General features: G+C 69.8%; 22 protein-coding genes, 1 tRNA gene and 1 pseudogene. 20 read left to right on the top strand and 4 right to left on the bottom strand.

Features of this window, described 5'->3' with window-relative positions; translation table 11 throughout:
* Positions 1-192 precede the first annotated feature (192 nt).
* From AB0C46_RS21120 to AB0C46_RS21060, 13 genes and pseudogenes are all read left to right on the top strand, one after another.
* On the top strand, positions 193-636 hold the full coding sequence (locus AB0C46_RS21120) for an ATP-binding protein (RefSeq protein ID WP_362829464.1): 444 nt from the start codon (positions 193-195) through the stop codon (positions 634-636).
* Between the two features lie 108 nt (positions 637-744).
* Positions 745-1,473 (top strand): GntR family transcriptional regulator, encoded by a 729-nt coding sequence (locus AB0C46_RS21115; protein WP_362829463.1) that lies wholly within the window; start codon positions 745-747, stop codon positions 1,471-1,473.
* A 58-nt stretch (positions 1,474-1,531) separates the two neighbouring features.
* Positions 1,532-2,395, top strand: coding sequence for a hypothetical protein (locus AB0C46_RS21110; RefSeq protein WP_362829461.1), 864 nt, complete (start codon positions 1,532-1,534; stop codon positions 2,393-2,395).
* Positions 2,396-2,569: 174 nt separating this feature from the next.
* Positions 2,570-2,920: a hypothetical protein gene (locus tag AB0C46_RS21105; protein ID WP_362829460.1), complete on the top strand. Its 351-nt coding sequence runs from the start codon at positions 2,570-2,572 to the stop codon at positions 2,918-2,920.
* 5 nt (positions 2,921-2,925) lie between these two features.
* The gene (locus AB0C46_RS21100; protein WP_362829459.1) at positions 2,926-4,299 is read left to right on the top strand and encodes an FtsK/SpoIIIE domain-containing protein; all 1,374 of its coding nucleotides are present in this window, start codon (positions 2,926-2,928) and stop codon (positions 4,297-4,299) included.
* A gap of 55 nt (positions 4,300-4,354) precedes the next feature.
* Entirely contained in the window at positions 4,355-5,053 is a 699-nt protein-coding gene (locus AB0C46_RS21095) for a DUF2637 domain-containing protein (RefSeq protein ID WP_362829457.1), read from the top strand.
* Between the two features lie 15 nt (positions 5,054-5,068).
* On the top strand, positions 5,069-5,254 hold the full coding sequence (locus tag AB0C46_RS21090) for a hypothetical protein (RefSeq protein WP_362829456.1): 186 nt from the start codon (positions 5,069-5,071) through the stop codon (positions 5,252-5,254).
* Entirely contained in the window at positions 5,254-5,445 is a 192-nt protein-coding gene (locus AB0C46_RS21085) for a mobile element transfer protein (protein WP_362829454.1), read from the top strand. Before AB0C46_RS21090 ends, AB0C46_RS21085 begins: the two co-directional genes overlap by 1 nt.
* A 14-nt stretch (positions 5,446-5,459) precedes the next feature.
* The gene (locus AB0C46_RS21080; protein WP_310718372.1) at positions 5,460-5,654 is read left to right on the top strand and encodes a hypothetical protein; all 195 of its coding nucleotides are present in this window, start codon (positions 5,460-5,462) and stop codon (positions 5,652-5,654) included.
* Between the two features lie 14 nt (positions 5,655-5,668).
* The gene (locus AB0C46_RS21075) at positions 5,669-5,959 is read left to right on the top strand and encodes a SpdD protein (RefSeq protein ID WP_362829453.1); all 291 of its coding nucleotides are present in this window, start codon (positions 5,669-5,671) and stop codon (positions 5,957-5,959) included.
* A 153-nt stretch (positions 5,960-6,112) separates the two neighbouring features.
* Positions 6,113-7,431, top strand: a pseudogene (locus AB0C46_RS21070) (replication initiator).
* Complete coding sequence (locus tag AB0C46_RS21065) at positions 7,428-7,640, top strand: helix-turn-helix domain-containing protein (RefSeq protein ID WP_099869306.1); 213 nt, start codon at positions 7,428-7,430, stop codon at positions 7,638-7,640. Before AB0C46_RS21070 ends, AB0C46_RS21065 begins: the two are co-directional and overlap by 4 nt.
* Positions 7,640-8,800, top strand: a complete 1,161-nt coding sequence (locus AB0C46_RS21060; RefSeq protein ID WP_362829451.1) for a tyrosine-type recombinase/integrase — start codon at positions 7,640-7,642, stop codon at positions 8,798-8,800. The genes AB0C46_RS21065 and AB0C46_RS21060 overlap by 1 nt, the downstream gene beginning before the upstream one ends.
* A gap of 103 nt (positions 8,801-8,903) precedes the next feature.
* Here the strand turns inward: AB0C46_RS21060 and AB0C46_RS21055 are convergent.
* Positions 8,904-8,975 (bottom strand) — tRNA-Val (locus AB0C46_RS21055).
* A 142-nt stretch (positions 8,976-9,117) separates the two neighbouring features.
* Between AB0C46_RS21055 and AB0C46_RS21050 the strand changes: the two genes are divergently transcribed.
* The 7 genes from AB0C46_RS21050 (at position 9,118) to AB0C46_RS21020 (ending at position 16,289) form a co-directional block, all read left to right on the top strand.
* The gene (locus AB0C46_RS21050) at positions 9,118-10,515 is read left to right on the top strand and encodes a hypothetical protein (RefSeq protein ID WP_362829450.1); all 1,398 of its coding nucleotides are present in this window, start codon (positions 9,118-9,120) and stop codon (positions 10,513-10,515) included.
* A 241-nt stretch (positions 10,516-10,756) separates the two neighbouring features.
* On the top strand, positions 10,757-11,485 hold the full coding sequence (locus AB0C46_RS21045) for a DUF4383 domain-containing protein (protein ID WP_362829449.1): 729 nt from the start codon (positions 10,757-10,759) through the stop codon (positions 11,483-11,485).
* Between the two features lie 260 nt (positions 11,486-11,745).
* Complete coding sequence (locus AB0C46_RS21040; protein WP_362829447.1) at positions 11,746-12,447, top strand: FCD domain-containing protein; 702 nt, start codon at positions 11,746-11,748, stop codon at positions 12,445-12,447.
* A gap of 272 nt (positions 12,448-12,719) precedes the next feature.
* The gene (gene dgoD, locus AB0C46_RS21035) at positions 12,720-13,865 is read left to right on the top strand and encodes a galactonate dehydratase (protein ID WP_362829446.1); all 1,146 of its coding nucleotides are present in this window, start codon (positions 12,720-12,722) and stop codon (positions 13,863-13,865) included.
* Between the two features lie 261 nt (positions 13,866-14,126).
* The gene (locus AB0C46_RS21030; protein ID WP_362829445.1) at positions 14,127-14,747 is read left to right on the top strand and encodes a bifunctional 4-hydroxy-2-oxoglutarate aldolase/2-dehydro-3-deoxy-phosphogluconate aldolase; all 621 of its coding nucleotides are present in this window, start codon (positions 14,127-14,129) and stop codon (positions 14,745-14,747) included.
* On the top strand, positions 14,744-16,048 hold the full coding sequence (locus AB0C46_RS21025) for a sugar kinase (protein ID WP_362829443.1): 1,305 nt from the start codon (positions 14,744-14,746) through the stop codon (positions 16,046-16,048). Before AB0C46_RS21030 ends, AB0C46_RS21025 begins: the two co-directional genes overlap by 4 nt.
* A 25-nt stretch (positions 16,049-16,073) precedes the next feature.
* A complete protein-coding gene (locus AB0C46_RS21020; RefSeq protein WP_362829442.1) occupies positions 16,074-16,289 on the top strand; it encodes a zinc ribbon domain-containing protein in 216 nt (71 codons plus the stop codon).
* Positions 16,290-16,343: 54 nt separating this feature from the next.
* Here AB0C46_RS21020 and AB0C46_RS21015 read toward each other — a convergent pair whose 3' ends face one another.
* The 3 genes from AB0C46_RS21015 to AB0C46_RS21005 all read right to left on the bottom strand — a co-directional run bounded on the left by AB0C46_RS21015 (position 16,344) and on the right by AB0C46_RS21005 (position 19,044).
* The gene (locus AB0C46_RS21015) at positions 16,344-16,967 is read right to left on the bottom strand and encodes a class I SAM-dependent methyltransferase (RefSeq protein ID WP_362829518.1); all 624 of its coding nucleotides are present in this window, start codon (positions 16,965-16,967) and stop codon (positions 16,344-16,346) included.
* A gap of 287 nt (positions 16,968-17,254) precedes the next feature.
* Complete coding sequence (locus tag AB0C46_RS21010) at positions 17,255-17,914, bottom strand: response regulator transcription factor (protein ID WP_362829441.1); 660 nt, start codon at positions 17,912-17,914, stop codon at positions 17,255-17,257.
* The gene (locus tag AB0C46_RS21005; protein ID WP_362829439.1) at positions 17,905-19,044 is read right to left on the bottom strand and encodes a histidine kinase; all 1,140 of its coding nucleotides are present in this window, start codon (positions 19,042-19,044) and stop codon (positions 17,905-17,907) included. The genes AB0C46_RS21010 and AB0C46_RS21005 overlap by 10 nt, the downstream gene beginning before the upstream one ends.
* Between the last annotated feature and the right edge of the window lie 82 nt (positions 19,045-19,126).

The raw sequence follows: 19,126 nt of genomic DNA, 5'->3' as shown, positions 1-19,126 counted from the left end.
ACGGGCGTGAGTCAGACAACTGCGGAGTTACGACACGTCGCCGCGGCCGCGTGTCGTGGATGCCGGGGCCGAGGCTGGAAGCGGGTCGGCTCCCGCTCGGCCTTGGCGGCCTCCGCGGCTGACGCTCGCGCCCGTGCTACGTCCAAGCGGCGCTGTCTGGACTGCGGCGGCACCGGTAGGGAGTAGGACGGAATGAGCGACGTCATCGGAGGCCCTGAGGGGTCGGGGGTTGAGCCCGTGTACATCGGTGCCATGACCTTGTACCCGGTGCCCGAGTCCGTGGCACGGGCTCGGCGCTGGTTCAGAAAGTTCACAGATCCGCATGAGCTGGCCTGCTCGGTGGACGAATGCGTATTGATGATCTCCGAGCTGGTGACCAACGCTGTTCTCTACGGAGAGGCGGAGGACTCCTGGCGGGTGCGCGTGGAGTGGTGGCGTGTCGGTGAAGCGCTGCGGGTGGATGTACACAATCCCGGATTTCCCGCGAAGGTCCGCATGCGCGAGGCTGCCGCCGATGATGCGCATGGCCGGGGCCTGCACCTTGTCGACGCGCTGGCGGACTCCTGGAGCGCCGGCCCCAGCCACTTCGGCGGGACGGTCGTCTCGTTCACGGTCGATGAGGCTTGGAAGCCTTGATGGGCCTGGGCTCTGCGGCGCTCGCGGGGGGCGTGGGTATGCACTGCCTATTCATTTGAGTAGTCTGGTTGACAGGTTGACTTGGCTGATGTGAGTAGGCGGCGGGCTATGGCGTACGAAGTGGCTGCACCGAAGTATGTGCGGCTTGCGCAGACGCTCCAGGGTCGCATCGAGGACGGTACGTACCCGGCCGGAACTCTCGTGCCGAGCGAAAATCAGCTGGTCCAAGCCTTCGGCATGTCCCGCCCGACCGTCGTCCGGGCGCTCGAACTCCTCAAGCGGGACGGCTGGCTGGAGTCCCGGCAGGGGTACGGCACGATCGTTCGTGGTCGCCCTGAAGTGGTCGAGCAGAAGGACCAGCGGGGGCGCGACGCGCTGGAGCGGGACGAGTCGGCTGCATCCGGTCGCCTCGTCCAGGTGGGCCAAGTGCCCATCCCTCCACGGGTGGCTTCGATCCTCGGCGTGCCCAAGCGCGGCAAAGTGCTCGTCCGCCGGCTGCTGGTTGAGGATGATGGCGAGCCGGTGGAGCTGGCTTCCTCGTACTTCCCCGCAGCCTTGGTCGAGGGGACGGCGCTCGCCGACTCGACTCCGTTGACCGAGGGGCTGCGCGCGCACGTCGAGTCCCGTAAGCGCGTCCGCTTCGACCATGTCACCGAGCGCGTCTCGGCCCGCCTGCCGAGCAAGGAAGAGGCCGAACTGCTGGCTCTTCCGAATGGTGAGCCGGTGTTGAGCGTGCTGGTCGTGGCCTGCGATGTCTCGGGGCAGGCGCTCCAGGTCACGGACGTGCTGCTGCCTGGCGATCGGCAGGAACTCGAAGACACGTACCGCCTGGGGTAGAAGTCCCTCCGAGCTGGGACCACCTCAACGCATAGCCAGGTAAGGCACTATGTGCGGCATGGACCTCGAGGGGATAGGCGCGCTATCAGCGGCAGGAGTGGCCCTCATCGGGATTCCCGCCACCATGCTTGTCGGTCGGTGGCAGCTGAAGGCTGCCTTGCGTGCGGCGGAGGCCTCTAACGAAGTCGGGATGGCTCAAGCCGATTCTGCATACCGCGCCGCACTGGATGCTGTCCGGGCCGAGGCGAACGCTGCTCACATCCAGTGGCAGCGCGGTGTCCAACGGGAGGTGTACGCATCTTTTCTCCTTGCCGCACATCGCCCAAGGGAGGTGGGTGAGCGATTCGCGGCAGACAGCGAGGAAGAGCTATCAGCAGAGAGGATCGCGGCTGCCAAGACCGCTGCTGACGACGTTCTCGCCGCCCTCAAAGCGGCTCAAACAATCATCGAGCTTGAAGGTCCTGATGACGTAGCTGCACCTGCAGCAGTGATGACCAATGCTGCTCAGACGATGGCGATGCGCCTCAGGCAAGAGGCCGTCTTTACAAGAGCGTGGGGCAAGCTCTCCCGGCTCACGGAGCATCAGTCAGAAGCCGTGAACTCATCTGCGCAGAGGCTCATGCGCACGCTCTCCCATCTGCGTCTCAGTCATCGTTCGACAACCTCATCCATGTTGGCTGAGGCGGATGAAAACGAGACTCACGAAGCACGAGCCGCAAGGCAGTCCTGCCATGACGCCTGGAGCGATCTGACGCCCGGAGCGCTCGATGAAGAGGAGTTCGATGCCCTCGTTGCGGGCCACTCCCGCCTCCCTCCAACTTTCAGCCACCAATACGTTGAAGCAGCTCATGAATTCGATGAGGCGGAAGTGCAATTCGTCCGAGCTGCGAGGACGCAGCTGCACAGCCAGCTCGCTACTTGATGCCCCTTGTCACTGACGAATGATCCCTGTGGGTTGAGGTTGCCAGGGACGCTTGAGGCGGGAGGGGGCAGTACCCCCTGAATCACTTGACAAGTCAACCCGGGTTCCCTAGCTTCGAACTTGCTAAGTCAACCTGTCAGGTCGACTGGCAGGCACCCAACGAAGGGGAAATCTGTGCGTGTAATCCGTGTCGAGACCGCGTCCGCCACGATCCTGCTGACCGAGGCACCGGAGCCCAAGGTCAAGGACCGCAAGACGGGCGAGATCGCGAAGGACGCCGTGAGCGGCGAAGCGCTGATGAAGGTCGGCGTTGTCTACATCGATGAAGGAGAGTCGTCGCTGATCGCGGTGACCGTCCCCGAGAGCGGGGTTACCGACGGCTTGGTCGTCGGGGCCCCCGTCTCCCTGCCGGGTCTGGTCGCGCGGCCCTGGGAGAGCGTCTTCAACGGCCAGGCTCGTCACGGCATTGCCTACCGGGCCGCCGCGGTCGCTCCCGGCGCGTACCCGGCCGGGCAGGAGAGCTGATATTCGTGCCTGACGTCACGACGCTGATGGAGCTGGGCGCGCCGATCGCCGCCATAGGTGGAGCGGCCTACGCCCGGAAGGCACACCCGGCGGCCTACTGGTCAACGGTGGGGCTTCCGCTGTCGGTTGTCCGGCTGATGGCCTCGTACGGCTCGACCATGGACGCCTGTGGGCTGACCGTAGAGCCGTCTCGACTGCGGGCTCTGACCGTGCGGGCGACCACGCGTCGGGAGGTTCGGCCGGTGCCGCCGAGGCGGGGCATTCCGCGCCCTACCTCTACGGGGCTGCGCGTCCGGATTCGGCTCGCTCCCGGGCAAGAGCCGGCGGACGTGGCGGCATCGTCGGAGAGGTTGCGCCACGCCTGGGGTGTTCACGCCGTGCATGTCGTGAGCCTCGAACCGGGCGTCGTTGAACTGCGGCTGGTCGGCTTCGACGTGCTGCGCAAGGTGAAGATGCCTCGCCGGACCGGGAGCAACTTGCTGACGGTGCCGGTGGCGCTTCGGGAGGACGCGACCGCGTTCGTACGCGACTACCGGGCGGTCCCTCACCAACTGGTGCTGGGGGCGACCCTGTCGGGCAAGTCGATGTTCCTGCGGAACCTGCTGACGGGGCTGGCCACACAGCCCGTGGCGCTCGTCGGAATCGACTGCAAGCGCGGTGTGGAGCTGGCGCCCTTCGCTCCTCGACTGTCCGCGCTGGCAACGGATCCGGCAGAAGCGGCGAACCTGCTGCCCGTGCTGGTGAAGGAAATGGAGGACCGGTACGACCTGATCAAGGCCCGTCAGGGCATCGCGTTGAGCACGCCGGATGAAGTGATCACTTCGGACGTCTGGGGGCTGCCGGAAGGTGAACGCCCCCACCCGATCGTGATGTTCGTGGACGAGGTGGCCGAGCTGTTCCTCGTGGCGACCAGAAAGGACGAGGAGCGGCGCGACGAGATGGTGACCCAGCTGATCCGGCTGGCTCAGCTCGGCCGGGCCGCCGGGATCTACCTGGAAGTCTGCGGTCAACGCTTCGGTGCCGAGCTGGGCAAGGGCGCCACCATGCTCCGGGCCCAGCTCACCGGACGCGTCTGCCACCGCGTAAACGACGAAGCCTCGGCGAAGATGGCACTCGGTGATATCGCACCCGAGGCGGTAGGTGTCGCCTCGACCATCGCCGCTGAAGTACCGGGCCTCGCCGTGGCCGGCGACACCTCCGGCGGCTGGATCCGCATCCGTACGCCGTACCTCTCCCTCGCCGATGCCGCGGCGACCTGCCGCGAGACGGCCGAACTCGTACCTGATGTACCGACGCTGGAGCCCTTCCGGCCCCACGTTCCGGCCCAGCCCGTGACGCTCCCGGTCACCCTGGCCAAGCCTCGTCCCGCCAACGGCTGACCTACTCCTCACCCCGGCCGGCGTGACCGCTTCACGCCGAGTCCCTACCCCTGCCATGCCCGAAACCGGAAGGAGGCGAGCAGTGCGCAAGCCGCCCGTCCGTGTCGACGCCGTACTGGTTCAAGCGGTCATCGCCGCCGCCCTGTCCTTCGCGCATCTGCATGACCTCGCGGTAGCCGCGGGCCAGGACGGCTGGAAGGCGTGGGCCTACCCGGTGAGCGTCGACCTGCTGCTGGTCGCCGCCTGGAAACGGTTGCGGTCCGGCCAGTCCAAGGCGGCCGGGTGGTCGTGGTTCCTGGTGGCCCTCGCGGCCAGCCTCGGCGCCAACATCGCCACCGCAGGACTCCTCGACCTCAGCCACGTTCCGCCCTGGCTCCGCGTACTGGTGGCCGGCTGGCCGGCCGCTGCCTTTCTCGGCGGCACCCTGCTCGCCCACGGCCCCGCCACCGATCGCGCGGACGTGATCGCCGAAACGGACGACATCGACGCACCGGCACCGGCACCGGCACCGGCACCGAAAGAGGAGCACGAAGTCGAACCGCCCGTCCCCGCGAGAACGCCCGAACTCGTCGCCGAGCCCGCACCGCCCCCTCCACCGGCTGACCACGTTCCTGCCGCCCTCATCACCCACGCCCGAAAGATCGCCACCGAGCACCACACCCGCACGGGAGCACCCATCGACACCACAACACTCCGCGCCCGACTCGGCGTTCCGGCCCCGCTCGCCGAGGCCATCGCCACTCACCTCACCTGACCAACTGGAGCCACTTTGCGTCGATCCACGCTCCGCGCCCTGAAGCGCGCAGCTGAACTCACCCGCCAGAACCGCTTCACCGAGGCCGTGCTCGTCGCCGAGCCGGTGATCCTCGCCGCCGACCGCCAGGAGGGCGACGAGATCCGCGCCTGGCTGATCGGCCATGCCGCCGAATTCGCCGCCGAGAAGGGGGCCCGCTGATGGCTGCCCAGCCGCGTTTCCGTCGCGTGGTCCGCTTCGGCCCGGTCCAGGTCGGCACCTACTACGACGGCCGGGGCCGCGAGAAGCACACCGCTGCCTGTACGGCCCCGCGCTGCGGGTTCGCGGTCGATTACGACTCCCGTGCCGCCGCCCAACTCGCCGCCCGTACGCACCGCTGCCCGGTGCGCTGAAGAGGAGCTGCCCCATGACCGTAAGCCTGCCCCTGGTCGTCGTCCTCGGCCTCATCGCCTGGGGAGCCGTGAAGTTCCTCGGCGTCCGGATCTGGATCGTCGTCGTGATCGCGCTCTTCGGTTTCTACCTCGCCGGCACCTTCCTGGCCCCCGCCATCGACTCCGGCACCCGCAGCGGCGTCGAGATCGTCAACGGCACCCACCACTGAAGGGAGACGCCCTCATGCTCTTTCGTCCTCAACTGCCCACGGCTCCAACGCCGTCCGCTCACGTCGCGGATTCAAGTCTCGCTACTCACGTCCGAACGCCGGTCTGTTCCTGCCATCACGCCGCCGGGCCCGCGATGGCTCCTCGCCGCTCGCTGCCCTCGGTCGGTGCAGGAGTCGTGGCGGCCGTCCTGGTGGGCGGCGTGATTCTCACGGCGCTGCTGACCGCCGTCGCCGTCTCGGCCGTCTCGGTGGCCGTGGCCGCGGTGGTCCTGCGTTCCCTGCTCACCAGCCAGCGTCACCACTGAAGCGGCTACCGGGGCGGCCTCGATACCGCCAAGCATCCACCGCCCCGGTAGCCCAACCCTCTTCGACCAGAAGCCGAGAAGGAGAAGTCCATCATCACCCGCAGCACCCCTCCCCCGCTCACATACCTGGGGAAACTCGCCGCGTCCGGCACCCTGCCCGGTCTCGTGCGACAGCTGGCCACTCTCGGCGGCTGCACCCGCCCCATCCGTCTGGCCGGCCACCGCACCGAACACCGCATCGACACCGCCACCGGCGAATCAGCCCCGCCCTCCACCACCTGGACTCGAACGACCTGCCCGCCGGGGACCTCCTGGTGCGCTGCGGCAACCGTCGCACCACCCGCTGTCCCACCTGCGCCGAGACCTACCGGCGCGATACCTACCACTTGATCACCGCAGGACTCCGCGGCGGCAAAGGCGTCCCGGACCGGGTCACCTCCCATCCCCGTGTCTTCGCCACCTTCACCGCCCCGAGCTTCGGACCGGTCCACAACCGCCCCTCCGCACCCGGTGGCCGTACCTGCCCATGCCGCTGCGGCCGGCACCACGACCAGGAGGACGCCGCACTCGGTACTCCGCTCGCCCCCGACCGCTACGACTACGAGTCAGCTGTGCTCTGGAACGCGCACGCGGGCATGCTCTGGCGCCGCTTCACGATCTACCTACGCCGCGAGATCGCCCGCCGGGCCGGACTGACCCAGCGGGAGTTCGCCCAACACGCCCGCGTCTCTTTCGCCAAGGTCGCCGAGTACCAAAAGCGCGGCGCCGTCCACTTCCACGCAGTCATCCGCCTCGACGGCCCCGCGGGCGGCGACACCCCTCCCCCGCACTGGGCAAGCGCAGAGCTGCTGACCGACGCCATCAAGGCAGCCGCTGCCCACGCCACCGTGGCCGGCCCGGTCCTCGACGGCCGCGCGCACTCCTTCGCCTTCGGCCGCCAGATCGACGTCCGCACCATCAAAGGCAATGACCTCGACGGCGGCACCGCGCTGACCGACCGCGCCGTTGCCGCCTACATCGCCAAGTACGCCACCAAAGGCGCCGAGACAGCGACCGGCACCCTCGACCGGCCCCTGAAGTTCGTCGCCGAACTCGCCAGCCTCGATATCTCCCCGCACGCCGAACGCCTCATCCGCACCGCCTGGGCGCTCGGTGCCCGCAAGGACCTCGAAGAGCTCCGGCTGCGGGCCTGGGCGCACATGCTCGGCTTCCGCGGCCACTTCTCCACCAAAACCCGCCGCTACTCCACCACCCTGGGCGCCCTCCGCGAAGCCCGCGCCCAATGGCGCTGCCTCCAAGCCTCCATCGCACGGGGCGAGACCCCACGCCATCCGCACGGCCAGGAGGAAGGCGAAACCACGCTCGTCCTCGCCCACTGGACCTACGCCGGCACCGGCCTCAGCCCCACCGAGCAATGGCTGTCCGCGTCCCTAGCCGCCACCAACGCCTCAGAAGGAGAGGTCAACCCGTGAACGACCGGTATCTGTCCGTCCCGGAAGTCGCCGAACTGCTCGGCACCACAGAGCGCTTTCCTCGCCGGCTGATCGCCGAGCGGCGCATCACGTTCGTTCGCGTGGGGCGTCACGTGCGTATTCCGGAGAGCGCTCTGCGCGCTTTCATCGAGGCGAACACGGTTCAGCCGGTGTCGGCCGGCGGTAGGCGTCTTGGGGCGGTGGCCTGATGCCCAACGCACGGGGAAAGCGCCGACGCTTCGGGTCCGTTCGCAAACTGCCGTCCGGACGCTTCCAGGCTCGCTACCCCGGGCCGGACGGAGTGCTTCGCACTGCCGACACGACCTTTCCGACCCAGCGGGACGCCGAGGTATGGCTCGTCCGCAAAGAGGCGGAGATCGTCGAGCACCGCTGGCATGACCCGAACGTTGAGATCCCGTTCGGTGAGTACGCAACCGCATGGCTCAAGGAGCGCGACTACGCGGCCACCACTCGTGAGCGCAATGAGAGTGCGCTTCGGCTGCACATTATGCCGACCTTCATGCGGTCGCCGCTCACACAGATCACCACGCCCCACGTCCGGCGGTGGCGATCTACTCTCCTCGACAACGGTGTAGGTGAGTCCACCGTGGTCAAGGCGTACCAGATCCTGCGGGCCATCATGAATACGGCTGTGGATGACGGCCTGATCCAGCGGAATCCATGCCGCATCAAGGGAGCTGGCGCGGCCAAGACCGCGGAGCGCCCCTACCTGACGGTGCCGGAGGTCTACCGAATCGCCGAGGCCGTTCCACCTCGCTTCCGCGTCCTGGTCCTCCTCGCCGCATTCACCGGACTGCGCTTCGGTGAACTGGCGGCATTGCAGCGCCATGACGTCGACCTGGACCGGCGCACGATCTCCGTCCGTCGCTCTCAGGCAGAGACCAGGACACAAGGGCTGACGATCAAGACGCCGAAAAGCAGTGCCGGTATCCGCACCGTGGCGTTTCCGGCGTCGCTCGTGGAGGAACTGGCCGATCACCTCAGCCACTACGCCGAGGCGGGGCGCGCGGGGCTGGTCTTCGTCGGGGAGCGGGGCGGTCGGTTACGGCGGAACAACTTCCGTAGGGCTTGGCTCCCGGCTCTGCGGACGGCCGGCCTCTCGGACATGCACTTCCACGATCTGCGGCACACGGGCAACACCCTTGCCGCGACCGGAGGCGCGACCACTCGTGAGCTGATGCACCGCATGGGGCACTCGTCCGTACGGGCGGCGCTGATCTACCAGCACCTGGTCAACGGTCGTGATCAAGCGATTGCCGATCATGTGGACGCGCAGATCCGGCGGGGGAAGCCGAACCGGCAGGCGAAGCCGGACCGGGGCGGCTCGGACGGGGCATCTGGCACGTAAGTGGCACGGGCCCCCCGAACCGCCTCCGCCGCAGAAAACGATCAAGGCCCAGGAATCCGAATTCACATCGGATGACCTGGGCCTTTGTCGTTTGCGTGGGAAGTGGGCACAGACGGATTTGAACCGCCGACATCTGCTTTGTAAGAGCAGCGCTCTACCGCTGAGCTATGCGCCCTGGCCGAGCCGACAGACTACCTTGCCTGCGGGGCTGCACTGCAAACCAGTGCTCGAAGTGCGAACTTACCGGCCGCTGTGTTCGTTTCCGGTGAGTGGGAGAATGATATTCGGTCCTGGGGCGATCCGATCGGGAGAGGGAAGTGACGGCGACAGACACTCAGCCGCATGAGCAGCGAGAACGCCGTCGCGCCCGTGGGGGTCCGGTCCGGGATGTGGTGGCGCTCATGTTGCTGCCGTTGCCTTTGGTGGTGGCGATGGCGCCGTTGTCGTTCGCGGGCGGGGGGACCCGTCGCTGGTTCGGGCGGGGGGAAGGCCAGCGGGCCGATGCGCAGGCCGCGAAGGATGCCGCGGCGGCGGCGTTCTACGAGCTGGACACCGCGCACCGGGATCTGCGGATCTCCATAGAGGCGATCACCGCCGTCGACACGTCGCCGTCCGCGCGGAAAGCGGCAGAGCAGTACGAGGGCTTCGGCCGACGGATCGACGAGGTGAGTCAGGGGTACATCACCGCGGTCGACTCCCACGATCTTGACCGTGACGACCTTGACGGCGCCGCGATGTCACGGGCGCGGGCCGATCTGACGCGCGCCAAGCAGGAGCTGGACCGGGTCAAGGGCGAGCTGGACCGGTTCGCGCAGGGGCTGGGGCCGCTGCTGCAGTCCGCCGAGACGCAGCTGGCGCGGCTCGCCCCGGCCGTGGAGCGGGCGCGGCAGGCGCTGCTGGCGGCGAGCAATGCGCTGGACGCGGTCCGTGCGCAGGGCTTGCAGGCCGATGATCTCGCGACCCGGCTGGCGGCGCTCGCGCCGGAGCTGACCAAGCTCAATCAGGGTGCCGGGCAGCATGGCGTACAGGAGACGATCCGGCGCGCCGACGAGGTGGTGCGCCAGGCCGAGGGCGTACGGACGGAGGCCGAGCGGCTGCCGGGAAAGGCCGCGGAGATCGACAAGCGCCTGGTGTCGCTGCGGACCCGGGCGCAGGCGATCACGACGCGTGCGGGGAAGGTCGACCCGGTCCTCAGCGAGCTGCGGCGGCGGTACAGCGCGGCGTGCTGGCAGGACCTGCAGCAGGTGCCGGAGCAGGCCACGCAGTCCGTCCAGCAGGCCGAGGTCAAGCTGCGGGAGGCGCAGCAGGCGCGGGACGACCAGCGCTGGGCGGATGCCACGAGCCGGCTGGCGACCGTACGGGCACTGCTGGACACCACCGATGAGGCGGTGTCGGCGGCCGGTGACCGGCTGCAGCGGCTCGATGCGGTGTCGTTCGACCGGCAGAAGGAGGTCGACCGGACCCGCTTCGCCGTACGGGACGCACAGCGGCTGGCGATGACCGGGCGCAGCACCCCCGATCCGCGGCATGCCGGCCCCCTGGACGATGCGGTGGCGCGGCTGGACCGTGCGGTCGCGGGCCTGGAGGGGCGCCATCCGGACTGGTGGCACTTCCTGATGGAGACCGAGGCGGTGCGGGAGACGGCGGCCCGGGTCGTGCAGGAGATCCGGGAGGCCAGGGGCGGGACCGGGGCCGGGGCCGGGGCCGGCGGCTGAGACTCCGGAGCCTCCTCGGGGCGTGACCCTGCCGGACCGGTATGCGGCCCGGTGCCTGGCCGGTGTGCAGATCCCGGTGTCAGGCCGGTGTGCGGCCCGGTACCTGACCGGAAACCCTGCGGGCGGTGTCGGGCGGCGGCGCCGTGCTCCTCGCCGCCGGGCGCGATGGCGTGAAATGCCACCTGGGCGGATCCTGGAGAGGAGTACGGCCCAGTCGGCACCTGCGCGAAGGAGGCCAGACATGGCTACTGGGGCTACTGGCCAGACCCTGCACGGGCCCGCGAACCCGCTCCACCGGGCGACGAGGCACCACACTCGGCTCGATGAACATCTGCCCGTGGACCATCGGCTCAGCAGGGTCTACCGCATCGGCGCCGGGCTGATGGGCCTGGTACTGATCGCCTTCGGCATCCTCGGACTGACCCACCACATCGGCTACTTCGACACCGGCGGCGACACCGTTGCCGGGCTGAACACCAATGGCTCCCTGAGCGTGCTCTCGATCGTCGTCGGAGCGATCCTCTTCGTCGGCATGGTGATCGGCGGGAACTTCGCCTCGACCCTCAACATCGTGCTCGGCGCCCTCTTCCTCCTGAGCGGATTCGTGAACCTGGCGCTGCTGGACACCGGCGCGAACTTCCTCGCCTTCCAGATACAGAACGTCCTGTTCAGCTTCGTGGTCGGGCTGATGCTGCTGGTCTTCGGGATGTACGGGCGGGTCAGCGGCGGCCTCCCCCATGACAATCCGTACTGGCGCGCCCGGCACCCGGAGGAGGCGGAGCGGTTCGACCGCGGACAGCTGCGTCCCGTCTCCGGTATGACGGCCGCACGGCAGGCGGCGCGCATCAAGATGCAAGGCGCCCCGCATGCCGGGCGCGGTTCGTTCGGCGCCGGCACCAGCGGGAGCAGAAGGCACACCACTGCCCTCGACAGCGGCACCCGCACCGGTGGCGACAGCAAGAAGCCCTGAGCCGGGGCGAGGAGACGTCAGGGCGTACCGAGGTGGGATTGGGGTGCTCGGTACGCCCTGATGGCTGGCGTGGGGAGGGGAGCGGAGCGGAGGGGTGAGAGCGGGGTGAGAGCGGGGTGGGGGTTATCCGCCATCTCCGCTATGGCAGGAGCGGCTGGCATGGCCGGAGTGGCCGACGTGGCTGGGGCGGCGGGAACAGCTGAGGGAGCGCGAAGGGAGGGCGTCGGGGGCAGCGAGCACGGGGAGCAGGGAGCAGCACGATGAGCCGTTCGGGGCACGCCGCCTCCTCAGGGCACGGGGCTCACCATGGGGCGGTCGAAGCGCTCGCCAAACGGATCTTCAAGGGCACATACGGTGAGGGCGACAGCCTCGTGCTGCCGGACGTGAGGGCGGAGCTGGACGTGAGCCAGACCGTGCTGCGGGAGGCGGTCAAGGTGCTGACCACCAAGGGCCTCCTCGGGACCGACAAGAAGCGTGGCACGTTCGTCCGCCCCCGGGAGGACTGGAATCTCCTGGACACGGACGTGCTGCGGTGGAAACTGGCGGCCGGGGTCTCGTCCGACTTCTTCGCCGATGTGCTCGAACTGCGTCGTTCCATCGAACCCGCGGCGGCCGCGCTCGCCGCGGAGCGCCGTACCGACGAGGATCTGGCGGCCCTGGACGCCGCGTTGAGCGCGATGGCCGCGGCCGACAACGACCCGGTGCTGCTCGTACGCGCCGACGCGTCCTTCCACACGGCGATGCTGATCGCGTCGAACAATCGCTTCTACGCGCAGATGCACCGGGTGATCGTGCCGGTGCTCGTCCAGCGCGACCGGGCGGTGCTCGCCGCGGACGGCGCGTTCGAGCATCCCCATGCGATGCATGCCGCGGTCGTCGAGGCCGTACGGAACCGCGACGTCGACCGGGCCTATATGGCGATGCTCGAACTGCTTGATGTGTCCGCGCGGGAGCATCCGTAGTGGCTGGAGCTTCCGTAGTAGCGGGAGCATCTGCAGTAGGGGCTGATGTAGCGCGGCGCAGTGGTGGGGGGAGGGGGCTGCGGTCCGGAAGCTGCGTCGGTTAACGCGGTGATGTGGGTGGGCAGAACATCGCGCACCAGCACGGCGCGCGCGTGGCCGGGGTCGAACGGGCGGCACGGGCCCTGTCCCCAGTGGGGCGTACGGAGCGCGCACCATTCCGTGCGCCGCGCTCCGTACGCCGCGCTCCGCACATCGAAAGGACGGACCGGTCCATGAAGATCAGCCGCATCGAGACGTTCCTCGCCCCGCCGCGCTGGATGTTCGTCCGGGTGGAGACCGACGAGGGCCTCGTCGGCTGGGGTGAGCCGGTGGTCGAGGGGCGGGCCGAGCCGGTCCGGGCGGCCGTGGAGGTGCTGTCCGAATACCTCCTGGGGCAGGATCCGGCGCGTATCGAGGACCACTGGCAGGTCATGACCAAGGGCGGCTTCTACCGCGGTGGGCCCGTCCTGTCGTCCGCCGTCGCCGGTCTGGACCAGGCACTGTGGGACATCAAAGGGAAGCGGCACGGAGTCCCCGTCCACCAGCTGCTCGGCGGGCCGGTCCGCGAGAAGATCCGCGCGTACGCATGGGTGGGCGGCGATGAACCGCATGCCATCCGCGACGCGGTCACCGCGCAGACCGAAGCGGGCTTCACCGCCGTCAAGATGAACGGCTGCGGCAAGATGACGCCGGTGGCGACCCGCGCCGAAGTGCGGGAGTGTCTGCTGCGCGCCGAGACCGCACGCGAAGTCCTCGGCGACGAACGGGACTTCGGCCTCGACTTCCACGGCCGGGTCTCGCCCGCCAACGCCCGCAGGCTCCTCCCCCTCCTGGCCGACTACGCGCCGATGTTCGTCGAGGAGCCCGTCCTCTGTGACTACTTGCACGCCCTCCCCGACCTCGTGAATGCCTCTTCCATCCCCCTCGCACTCGGTGAACGTCTCTTCACCCGGCGAGAGTTCCTGGCTCCCCTGCAAGCCGGCGTGGCGATCCTCCAGCCCGATATCTCGCATGCGGGCGGCATCTCCGAGCTGCGCCGGATCGCCGCGCTCGCGGAGGCGTACGGGGCGCAGCTCGCCCCGCACTGCCCCCTCGGCCCGGTCGCCCTGGCCGCCAGTCTCCAAGTCGCCTTCACCACCCCGAACTTCCTCATCCAGGAACAGTCCATCGGGATCCACTACAACCAGGGCGCCGAACTGCTGGACTATGTCGCGGATCCGGAGCCGTTCCGCTTCCACGGCGGCTCGCTGCTGCGGACCGAGCGCCCCGGGCTCGGCGTGGAGGTGGACGAGGCCGCCGTACGGGCGGCGGATCAGCGGGGGCACACCTGGCGGAACCCCGTGTGGCGCCATGAGGACGGGGCGTTCGCCGAATGGTGACGGGACGGGAGCGAAGGCCGCCGATCACTCCGGCTCCGCTGTGGCGCCGTCCGGCGACGACGCGCAGGCCACATCCGATTCGCCACACCCGATTCGCCACATCCGAGTAGCCACTCCCCCATCGCCACGCCCACCCCACACGCTCCACACCCCACACGCCCGTCCAGCCGGCCCGGAATAATCAGCGGTGTCACCCGTGCGCCCGAACGGCCCGGTCGCGCAGTACGCACGCGGCGGGGAGCAGGAGAAAGCAGGAACGCCATGGACTTCAGCACAGCGCTCCGGACCGAGCGGCTGGTCGCCATCATCCGGGGCAGGGATGCGGAGGCGTCCTTCCGTACGGTCATGGCGCTTGCGGAGGCAGGCCTTCCGCTGATCGAGGTCTCCCTCAGCGGAAGCGATGCCCTCACCGTCATCCGACGGGCGCGTGCCGAGCTCGGCGATGCGGCCTGGCTCGGCGCCGGCACCGTCCTGACCGCATCCGATGCCCGGCGCGCCGCCGAGGCCGGGGCCAATCTCATCGTCACGCCCGGTCTGGGGGCCGGTCTGGAGGAGTCCGTACGGCAGGGGCTCTCAACGCTCGCCGGGGTGCTGACGCCGTCCGAGGTGATCGCGGCCGACGCGCTGGGCGTTTCGGCCCTGAAGCTGTTTCCGGCGTCCGTCGGCGGGCCCGGGTATCTGGAGGCGCTCCGCGCCCCCTTCCCCGAGCTGCCGTTCGTGCCGGTCGGCGGGGTGGACGCGGCCGCCGCGCCGGCGTACTTCGCCGCCGGAGCGGTGGCGGTGGGCGTCGGCTCGCCGCTGGTCGGGGACGCGGCGGACGGCGGCGACCTGGACGCGCTGCGCAAGCGCGCGGCGGCGTTCAAGGCGGCGTGCGCACGATGACGGGGCAGCCGGCTGACCCAGGCAGCGAGGGCCAGCGGGGCGCCGCCGCTCCCCGCCCCGGGACCGCACCCGGCCGCCCGCTGCTTCCCTGGCAACCGGGCCGCCCGGATGTCTTCACCTTCGGCGAAACCATGGTCGCCCTACGGGGCAGCGGTCCGCTGAAGCTCGGCGGCACGATGAACGTCTCCATTGCGGGGGCGGAAAGCAATGTCGCGATCGGCCTGGCCCGGCTGGGGCACGACGTCCGCTGGGCGGGCGCGGTCGGCGAGGACGAGGCCGGACAACTGGTGCTGCGTACGCTGCGCGCCGAGGGCGTCGGGGTGTCCGGCGCCTCGACCGATCCCGGCGCCCCGACCGGGCTGCTCCTCTTCGAGCCGCGGCTGCCCGAGGTCACCCGGGTGCACTACTACCGCGCGGGTTCGGCCGGCTCCCGGATCGGCGCTGAAGCCGTCCAGCGCGCCTTCTCCGCCGCCCCGCCCCGCGTCCTGCACCTGACGGGCATCACTCCGTCCCTGAGCCCCACGGCCCGCGCGGCCGCCCGGCGCGCGCTCCGGCTTGCCCGGGATTCCGGCTCGTTGGTGTGTCTCGATGTCAACTTCCGCGCCCGCTTGTGGACCGCCGGAGAGGCCGCCGCGGTCCTACGCGACTGGATTCCCTTCGTGGATGTCCTGATCGCCTCCGACGACGAGCTGCCGCTGTGCCTGCCCGGAGGCGGGGGCGGGGAGGGCTCGCCGGACGGGGCCGAGGGGAGCCAGGGGGCCGAGGGGAGCCAGGGGGCCGACGGGGGCCAGGGAGCCGACGGGGGACTGAGGGCCGAGGGGGTCGGCGCGGGCATGGGTGTCGAGGGGGCCGACAGGGACCTGGCTCGTTGTGGATCGGAGCAGGGGGAGCCCTCTGCGGCCGACGCGAAGGCCTGCGGTGGTCCCGCGCCCCTTCCCCCTCACGAGGTCGCGGGCGGCCCTGCGGCCACTGTGGCGAGGCAGGCCGGCCTCCTGTTGGACCAGGGCGTCGGCGAGGTCGTGGTCAAACACGGCGCGGAGGGGGCGACGGCCTTCACCCACGGCGGCTCTCTCCACCAGCCCGCCAAGCCGGTACGGGCCGTGGACGCCGTGGGCGCCGGCGATGCCTTCGTGGCGGGCTATCTGTCGGCGCTGCTGGACGGCGAAGGGCCGGCCGGACGCCTGGAGCGGGCCGTCACCACCGGAGCGTTCGCGGTCGCGTCGCCCGGCGACTGGGAGGGCGCGCCGACCCGCTCCGAGCTGGGCATGCTGGGCGCGCCGCCCGGCACCGTCGTGCGCTGAGCGGCGCCACGGCTAACCTGTGCCCATGCCTCGTTACGAATACCGGTGCCGCCCCTGCGGCTCCACCTTCGAGCTGAACCGGCCGATGGCCGAGTCCTCCGCCCCGGCCGTCTGCCCCGAGGGGCACGAGGACACGGTGAAGCTCCTCTCCACGGTCGCCGTCGGCGGCTCCGCAGCCGCCCCCGCCCGCGCCCCGAGCGGTGGGGGCGGCGGTTGCTGCGGAGGCGGCTGCTGCGGCTAGGACAGCGCCGGGCGGCTCCAGGGCCTGAAGCCTGGGCCTGGGGGCCGCTGCCTGCTACCGCTTGCGCGCCAGCGTCACACCGTCCGCCACGGTGAGCATCACCGCCTCCATCCGAGGGTCCGCCAGCACATGGTCGTTGAACGCCCTGATCGCCAGGGCGGACCCGGTTGCCGCCGGGTCGGCGACCTCCCCGTGGTACAGGACGTTGTCCGCGACGATCAGGCCTCCCGGCCGCAGTCGGGGCACCAGCTCCTCCCAGTAGGCGATATAGCCGCCCTTGTCCGCGTCGAGATAGGCGAGGTCGATATGCGGCTCGGCCGGCATCGCCCGCAGCGTTTCCAGCGCGGGCGCGATCCGCAGGTCGACACGGTCCGCGACCCCGGCCTTCGCCCAGGCCTCCCGGCCGTAGGCGGTCCACTCCTCGGATACATCGCAGGCGATCAGCGTGCCGTCGGCGGGCAACGCCTGCGCCATGGACAGCGTCGAGAAGCCGGTGAACGTCCCTACTTCGACGACCTGCCGAGCCCCGGTCAGCCGCACCAGGAACGCAAGCAGCGGCCCCTGCTCCTCCGCCGACTGCATCCCTGCCGCCTCGGGGAACTGTTGGTGTGTGAGCTCCACGATGTCCCGCTGCGCGGCGTTCAAGGGCGGATTGTGGGCGAGGACGTATTCGTACATCTCCGCTGTGATCGGCGTGCTCTTGGACTCAACCACTGGCTCTCCTCTTGATAAGGATCGCGGTCTCGGCCGTTCACCGGACGGTGCAGCCAACCGCCTCGGCGAGACTAGTCGAGCTCGTCGCCGACCGGTCGCTGATTTTCCCCCTCCCTCGACGAGCCGTCACACGGGCGTTTCCCATGGATTGCTCGGCGGCGAGGGGCACCCCGAGCGGCGCTCCGGCGCCGGTTGGACCTCCCCTTATCCCCTCCCCTCGCGTCTCGCCTCACCGTCGGATCGCCCCGGCCTCATGTCCCCAAGTACCGCAACACCGCCAGGACCCGGCGTGAATATCCGGATGTACCGGTCAGATCGAGCTTGTCGAAGATGGCGTTGATGTGCTTCTCCACGGCGCTCTGCGAGATGTGCAGCCGGACGGCGATTGCCGCGTTGGTGTGGCCCTGCGCCATCTCCCGGAGCACTTCCTGCTCGCGTGCGGTCAGCGTGCCCAGCGGATCCGAGCGGCGGCTGCGCATCAGCAACTGCCGTACGACTTCGGGGTCGAAGGCGGCCTGTCCGGCACTCACCCGTTCCAGCGCGTCCAGGAACTCGTCCACCTGAACCACCCGGTCCTTGAGCAGATAGCCCACCCCCTCACTGTCGTCGGTCAGTAGCTCTGTCGCATAGCGGCGCTCGACATACTGGGAGAGCACCAGCACGCCGATGTCGGGCCAGCGCTCCCGGATCTGCACCGCGGCGCGCAGCCCCTCATCGGTGTGCGTGGGGGGCATCCGGACGTCCACGACCACCGCGTCCGGCTTCTCGCCTTGCTCCCCCGCCTGCTCCAGCACGGCGATCAGCTGATCCGCGTCGCCGACCGCGGCCGCCACCTCGTGCCCCTCCTCGGCGAGGAGGCGCACCAGGCCCTCCCGCAACAGCGTCGAATCGTCGGCCAGCACTACGCGCACGGCAACTCCGCGGTGATGGTGGTCGGTCCGCCGGCCGGGCTGTCCACCCGGAAGCGGCCGTCGAGGGCGGCGACCCGGCGGGCCAGCCCGAACAGGCCACTGCCGGAGGAATCCGCGCCGCCCGGTCCGTCGTCCTCGATGTGCACGAGCACGGCGTCCTCGCCAGGGGCGACGCGGACGGTTATCCGTCCGGCGCCCGAATGCTTGACGGCGTTGGTGACGGCTTCGGAGACCACGAAGTAGGCGACCGTGGCCACCGCGGTGTCGGGTTCGGTGACAAGTTCGTAGTCGAGGCATACCGGGATGGCCGAGCGTTCGGCGACCGTTTCCAAGGCGGCGCGCAGTCCTGCTTCGTCCAGCACCGTCGGATAGACCCGCCAGGCCACTTCGCGCAGCTCGGTCAGGGCCTGGCGGCTCTCTTCGTGGGCCTGGCGCAGGAGTTGTTCCGCGCGCCGCTCGTCCTGGCTGCGCAGCGCGCGGCCGAGCAACATTCCCAGGGCGACCAGCCGCTGCTGCACACCGTCGTGCAGATCGCGTTCGATACGGCGGCGCTCGTCGTTGACCGCGGCGACGACGCCGGCGCGGCTGGCGGCCAGCTGCTCGATGCGGCGCTCCAGCTCCTCGTGGTGGCTGGGGCCGAGGTAATACCGCGCGAGCCTGGTCTCCAGCCCGGCGACTCCGAAGGTGCCCTGCAGGCTGAGGAAGAGGAGGAAGAGGCCGCCGATGCTTGAGAACGCGAGGGCGGCGGGATTGCTGACGTCGGTGAGCAGCAGGATGAAGATCCAGGAGATGCCGTACGCCGCTCCGATCAGCGCCGCGCCCAGGACGAGAACGCCCAGCAGGCCCAACCCCCAGCGCAGGGACAGATATTGCAGGGCGCGGCGGTCGGCGTACGCGTCCGACGTGTCGACCGCGACATAGATGCGGAGGCGGCGTCGATGGGTCTCGGTCAGGGCTCGCGCGGCGGCGGCCACGGGCTTGAGGACCCCGCGGCGGCCGCGCGGCCAGGCGACAACGCACAGCAGGGAGAGCCCGGAGAGCACAACGAAGGGGAGCTCGGCCGCCGCGATCACGGCACCGAGCACCAGACCTGTCGCCAGGCGCAATCCGCGCCGTGTCATCCCCCACATGATCGAAACGCTAGCCGCACCGTGCGTCCGCGCACACTGTGGAAAACCGCAGTCTTTCGTGCGGTATACCGCAATGTGCCGC

The sequence above is a fragment of the Streptomyces sp. NPDC048637 genome, assembly GCF_040650675.1.
GTDB lineage: Bacteria > Actinomycetota > Actinomycetes > Streptomycetales > Streptomycetaceae > Streptomyces.
Note: the sequence above shows the minus strand (reverse complement) of the source record. Positions and strands in the feature narration are given on the sequence as shown.

Excerpts from the sequence above, each read along its gene's own strand:
- AB0C46_RS21120 (WP_362829464.1), top strand. The coding sequence starts at position 193 with ATGAGCGACGTCATCGGAGGCCCTGAGGGGTCGGGGGTTGAGCCCGTG.
- AB0C46_RS21115 (WP_362829463.1), top strand. The coding sequence starts at position 745 with ATGGCGTACGAAGTGGCTGCACCGAAGTATGTGCGGCTTGCGCAGACG.
- AB0C46_RS21110 (WP_362829461.1), top strand. The coding sequence starts at position 1,532 with ATGGACCTCGAGGGGATAGGCGCGCTATCAGCGGCAGGAGTGGCCCTC.
- AB0C46_RS21095 (WP_362829457.1), top strand. The coding sequence starts at position 4,355 with ATGCCCGAAACCGGAAGGAGGCGAGCAGTGCGCAAGCCGCCCGTCCGT.
- AB0C46_RS21085 (WP_362829454.1), top strand. The coding sequence starts at position 5,254 with ATGGCTGCCCAGCCGCGTTTCCGTCGCGTGGTCCGCTTCGGCCCGGTC.
- AB0C46_RS21080 (WP_310718372.1), top strand. The coding sequence starts at position 5,460 with ATGACCGTAAGCCTGCCCCTGGTCGTCGTCCTCGGCCTCATCGCCTGG.
- AB0C46_RS21075 (WP_362829453.1), top strand. The coding sequence starts at position 5,669 with ATGCTCTTTCGTCCTCAACTGCCCACGGCTCCAACGCCGTCCGCTCAC.
- AB0C46_RS21060 (WP_362829451.1), top strand. The coding sequence starts at position 7,640 with ATGCCCAACGCACGGGGAAAGCGCCGACGCTTCGGGTCCGTTCGCAAA.
- AB0C46_RS21045 (WP_362829449.1), top strand. The coding sequence starts at position 10,757 with ATGGCTACTGGGGCTACTGGCCAGACCCTGCACGGGCCCGCGAACCCG.
- AB0C46_RS21040 (WP_362829447.1), top strand. The coding sequence starts at position 11,746 with ATGAGCCGTTCGGGGCACGCCGCCTCCTCAGGGCACGGGGCTCACCAT.
- dgoD (WP_362829446.1), top strand. The coding sequence starts at position 12,720 with ATGAAGATCAGCCGCATCGAGACGTTCCTCGCCCCGCCGCGCTGGATG.
- AB0C46_RS21030 (WP_362829445.1), top strand. The coding sequence starts at position 14,127 with ATGGACTTCAGCACAGCGCTCCGGACCGAGCGGCTGGTCGCCATCATC.
- AB0C46_RS21025 (WP_362829443.1), top strand. The coding sequence starts at position 14,744 with ATGACGGGGCAGCCGGCTGACCCAGGCAGCGAGGGCCAGCGGGGCGCC.
- AB0C46_RS21020 (WP_362829442.1), top strand. The coding sequence starts at position 16,074 with ATGCCTCGTTACGAATACCGGTGCCGCCCCTGCGGCTCCACCTTCGAG.
- AB0C46_RS21015 (WP_362829518.1), bottom strand. The coding sequence starts at position 16,967 with ATGTACGAATACGTCCTCGCCCACAATCCGCCCTTGAACGCCGCGCAG.
- AB0C46_RS21005 (WP_362829439.1), bottom strand. The coding sequence starts at position 19,044 with ATGTGGGGGATGACACGGCGCGGATTGCGCCTGGCGACAGGTCTGGTG.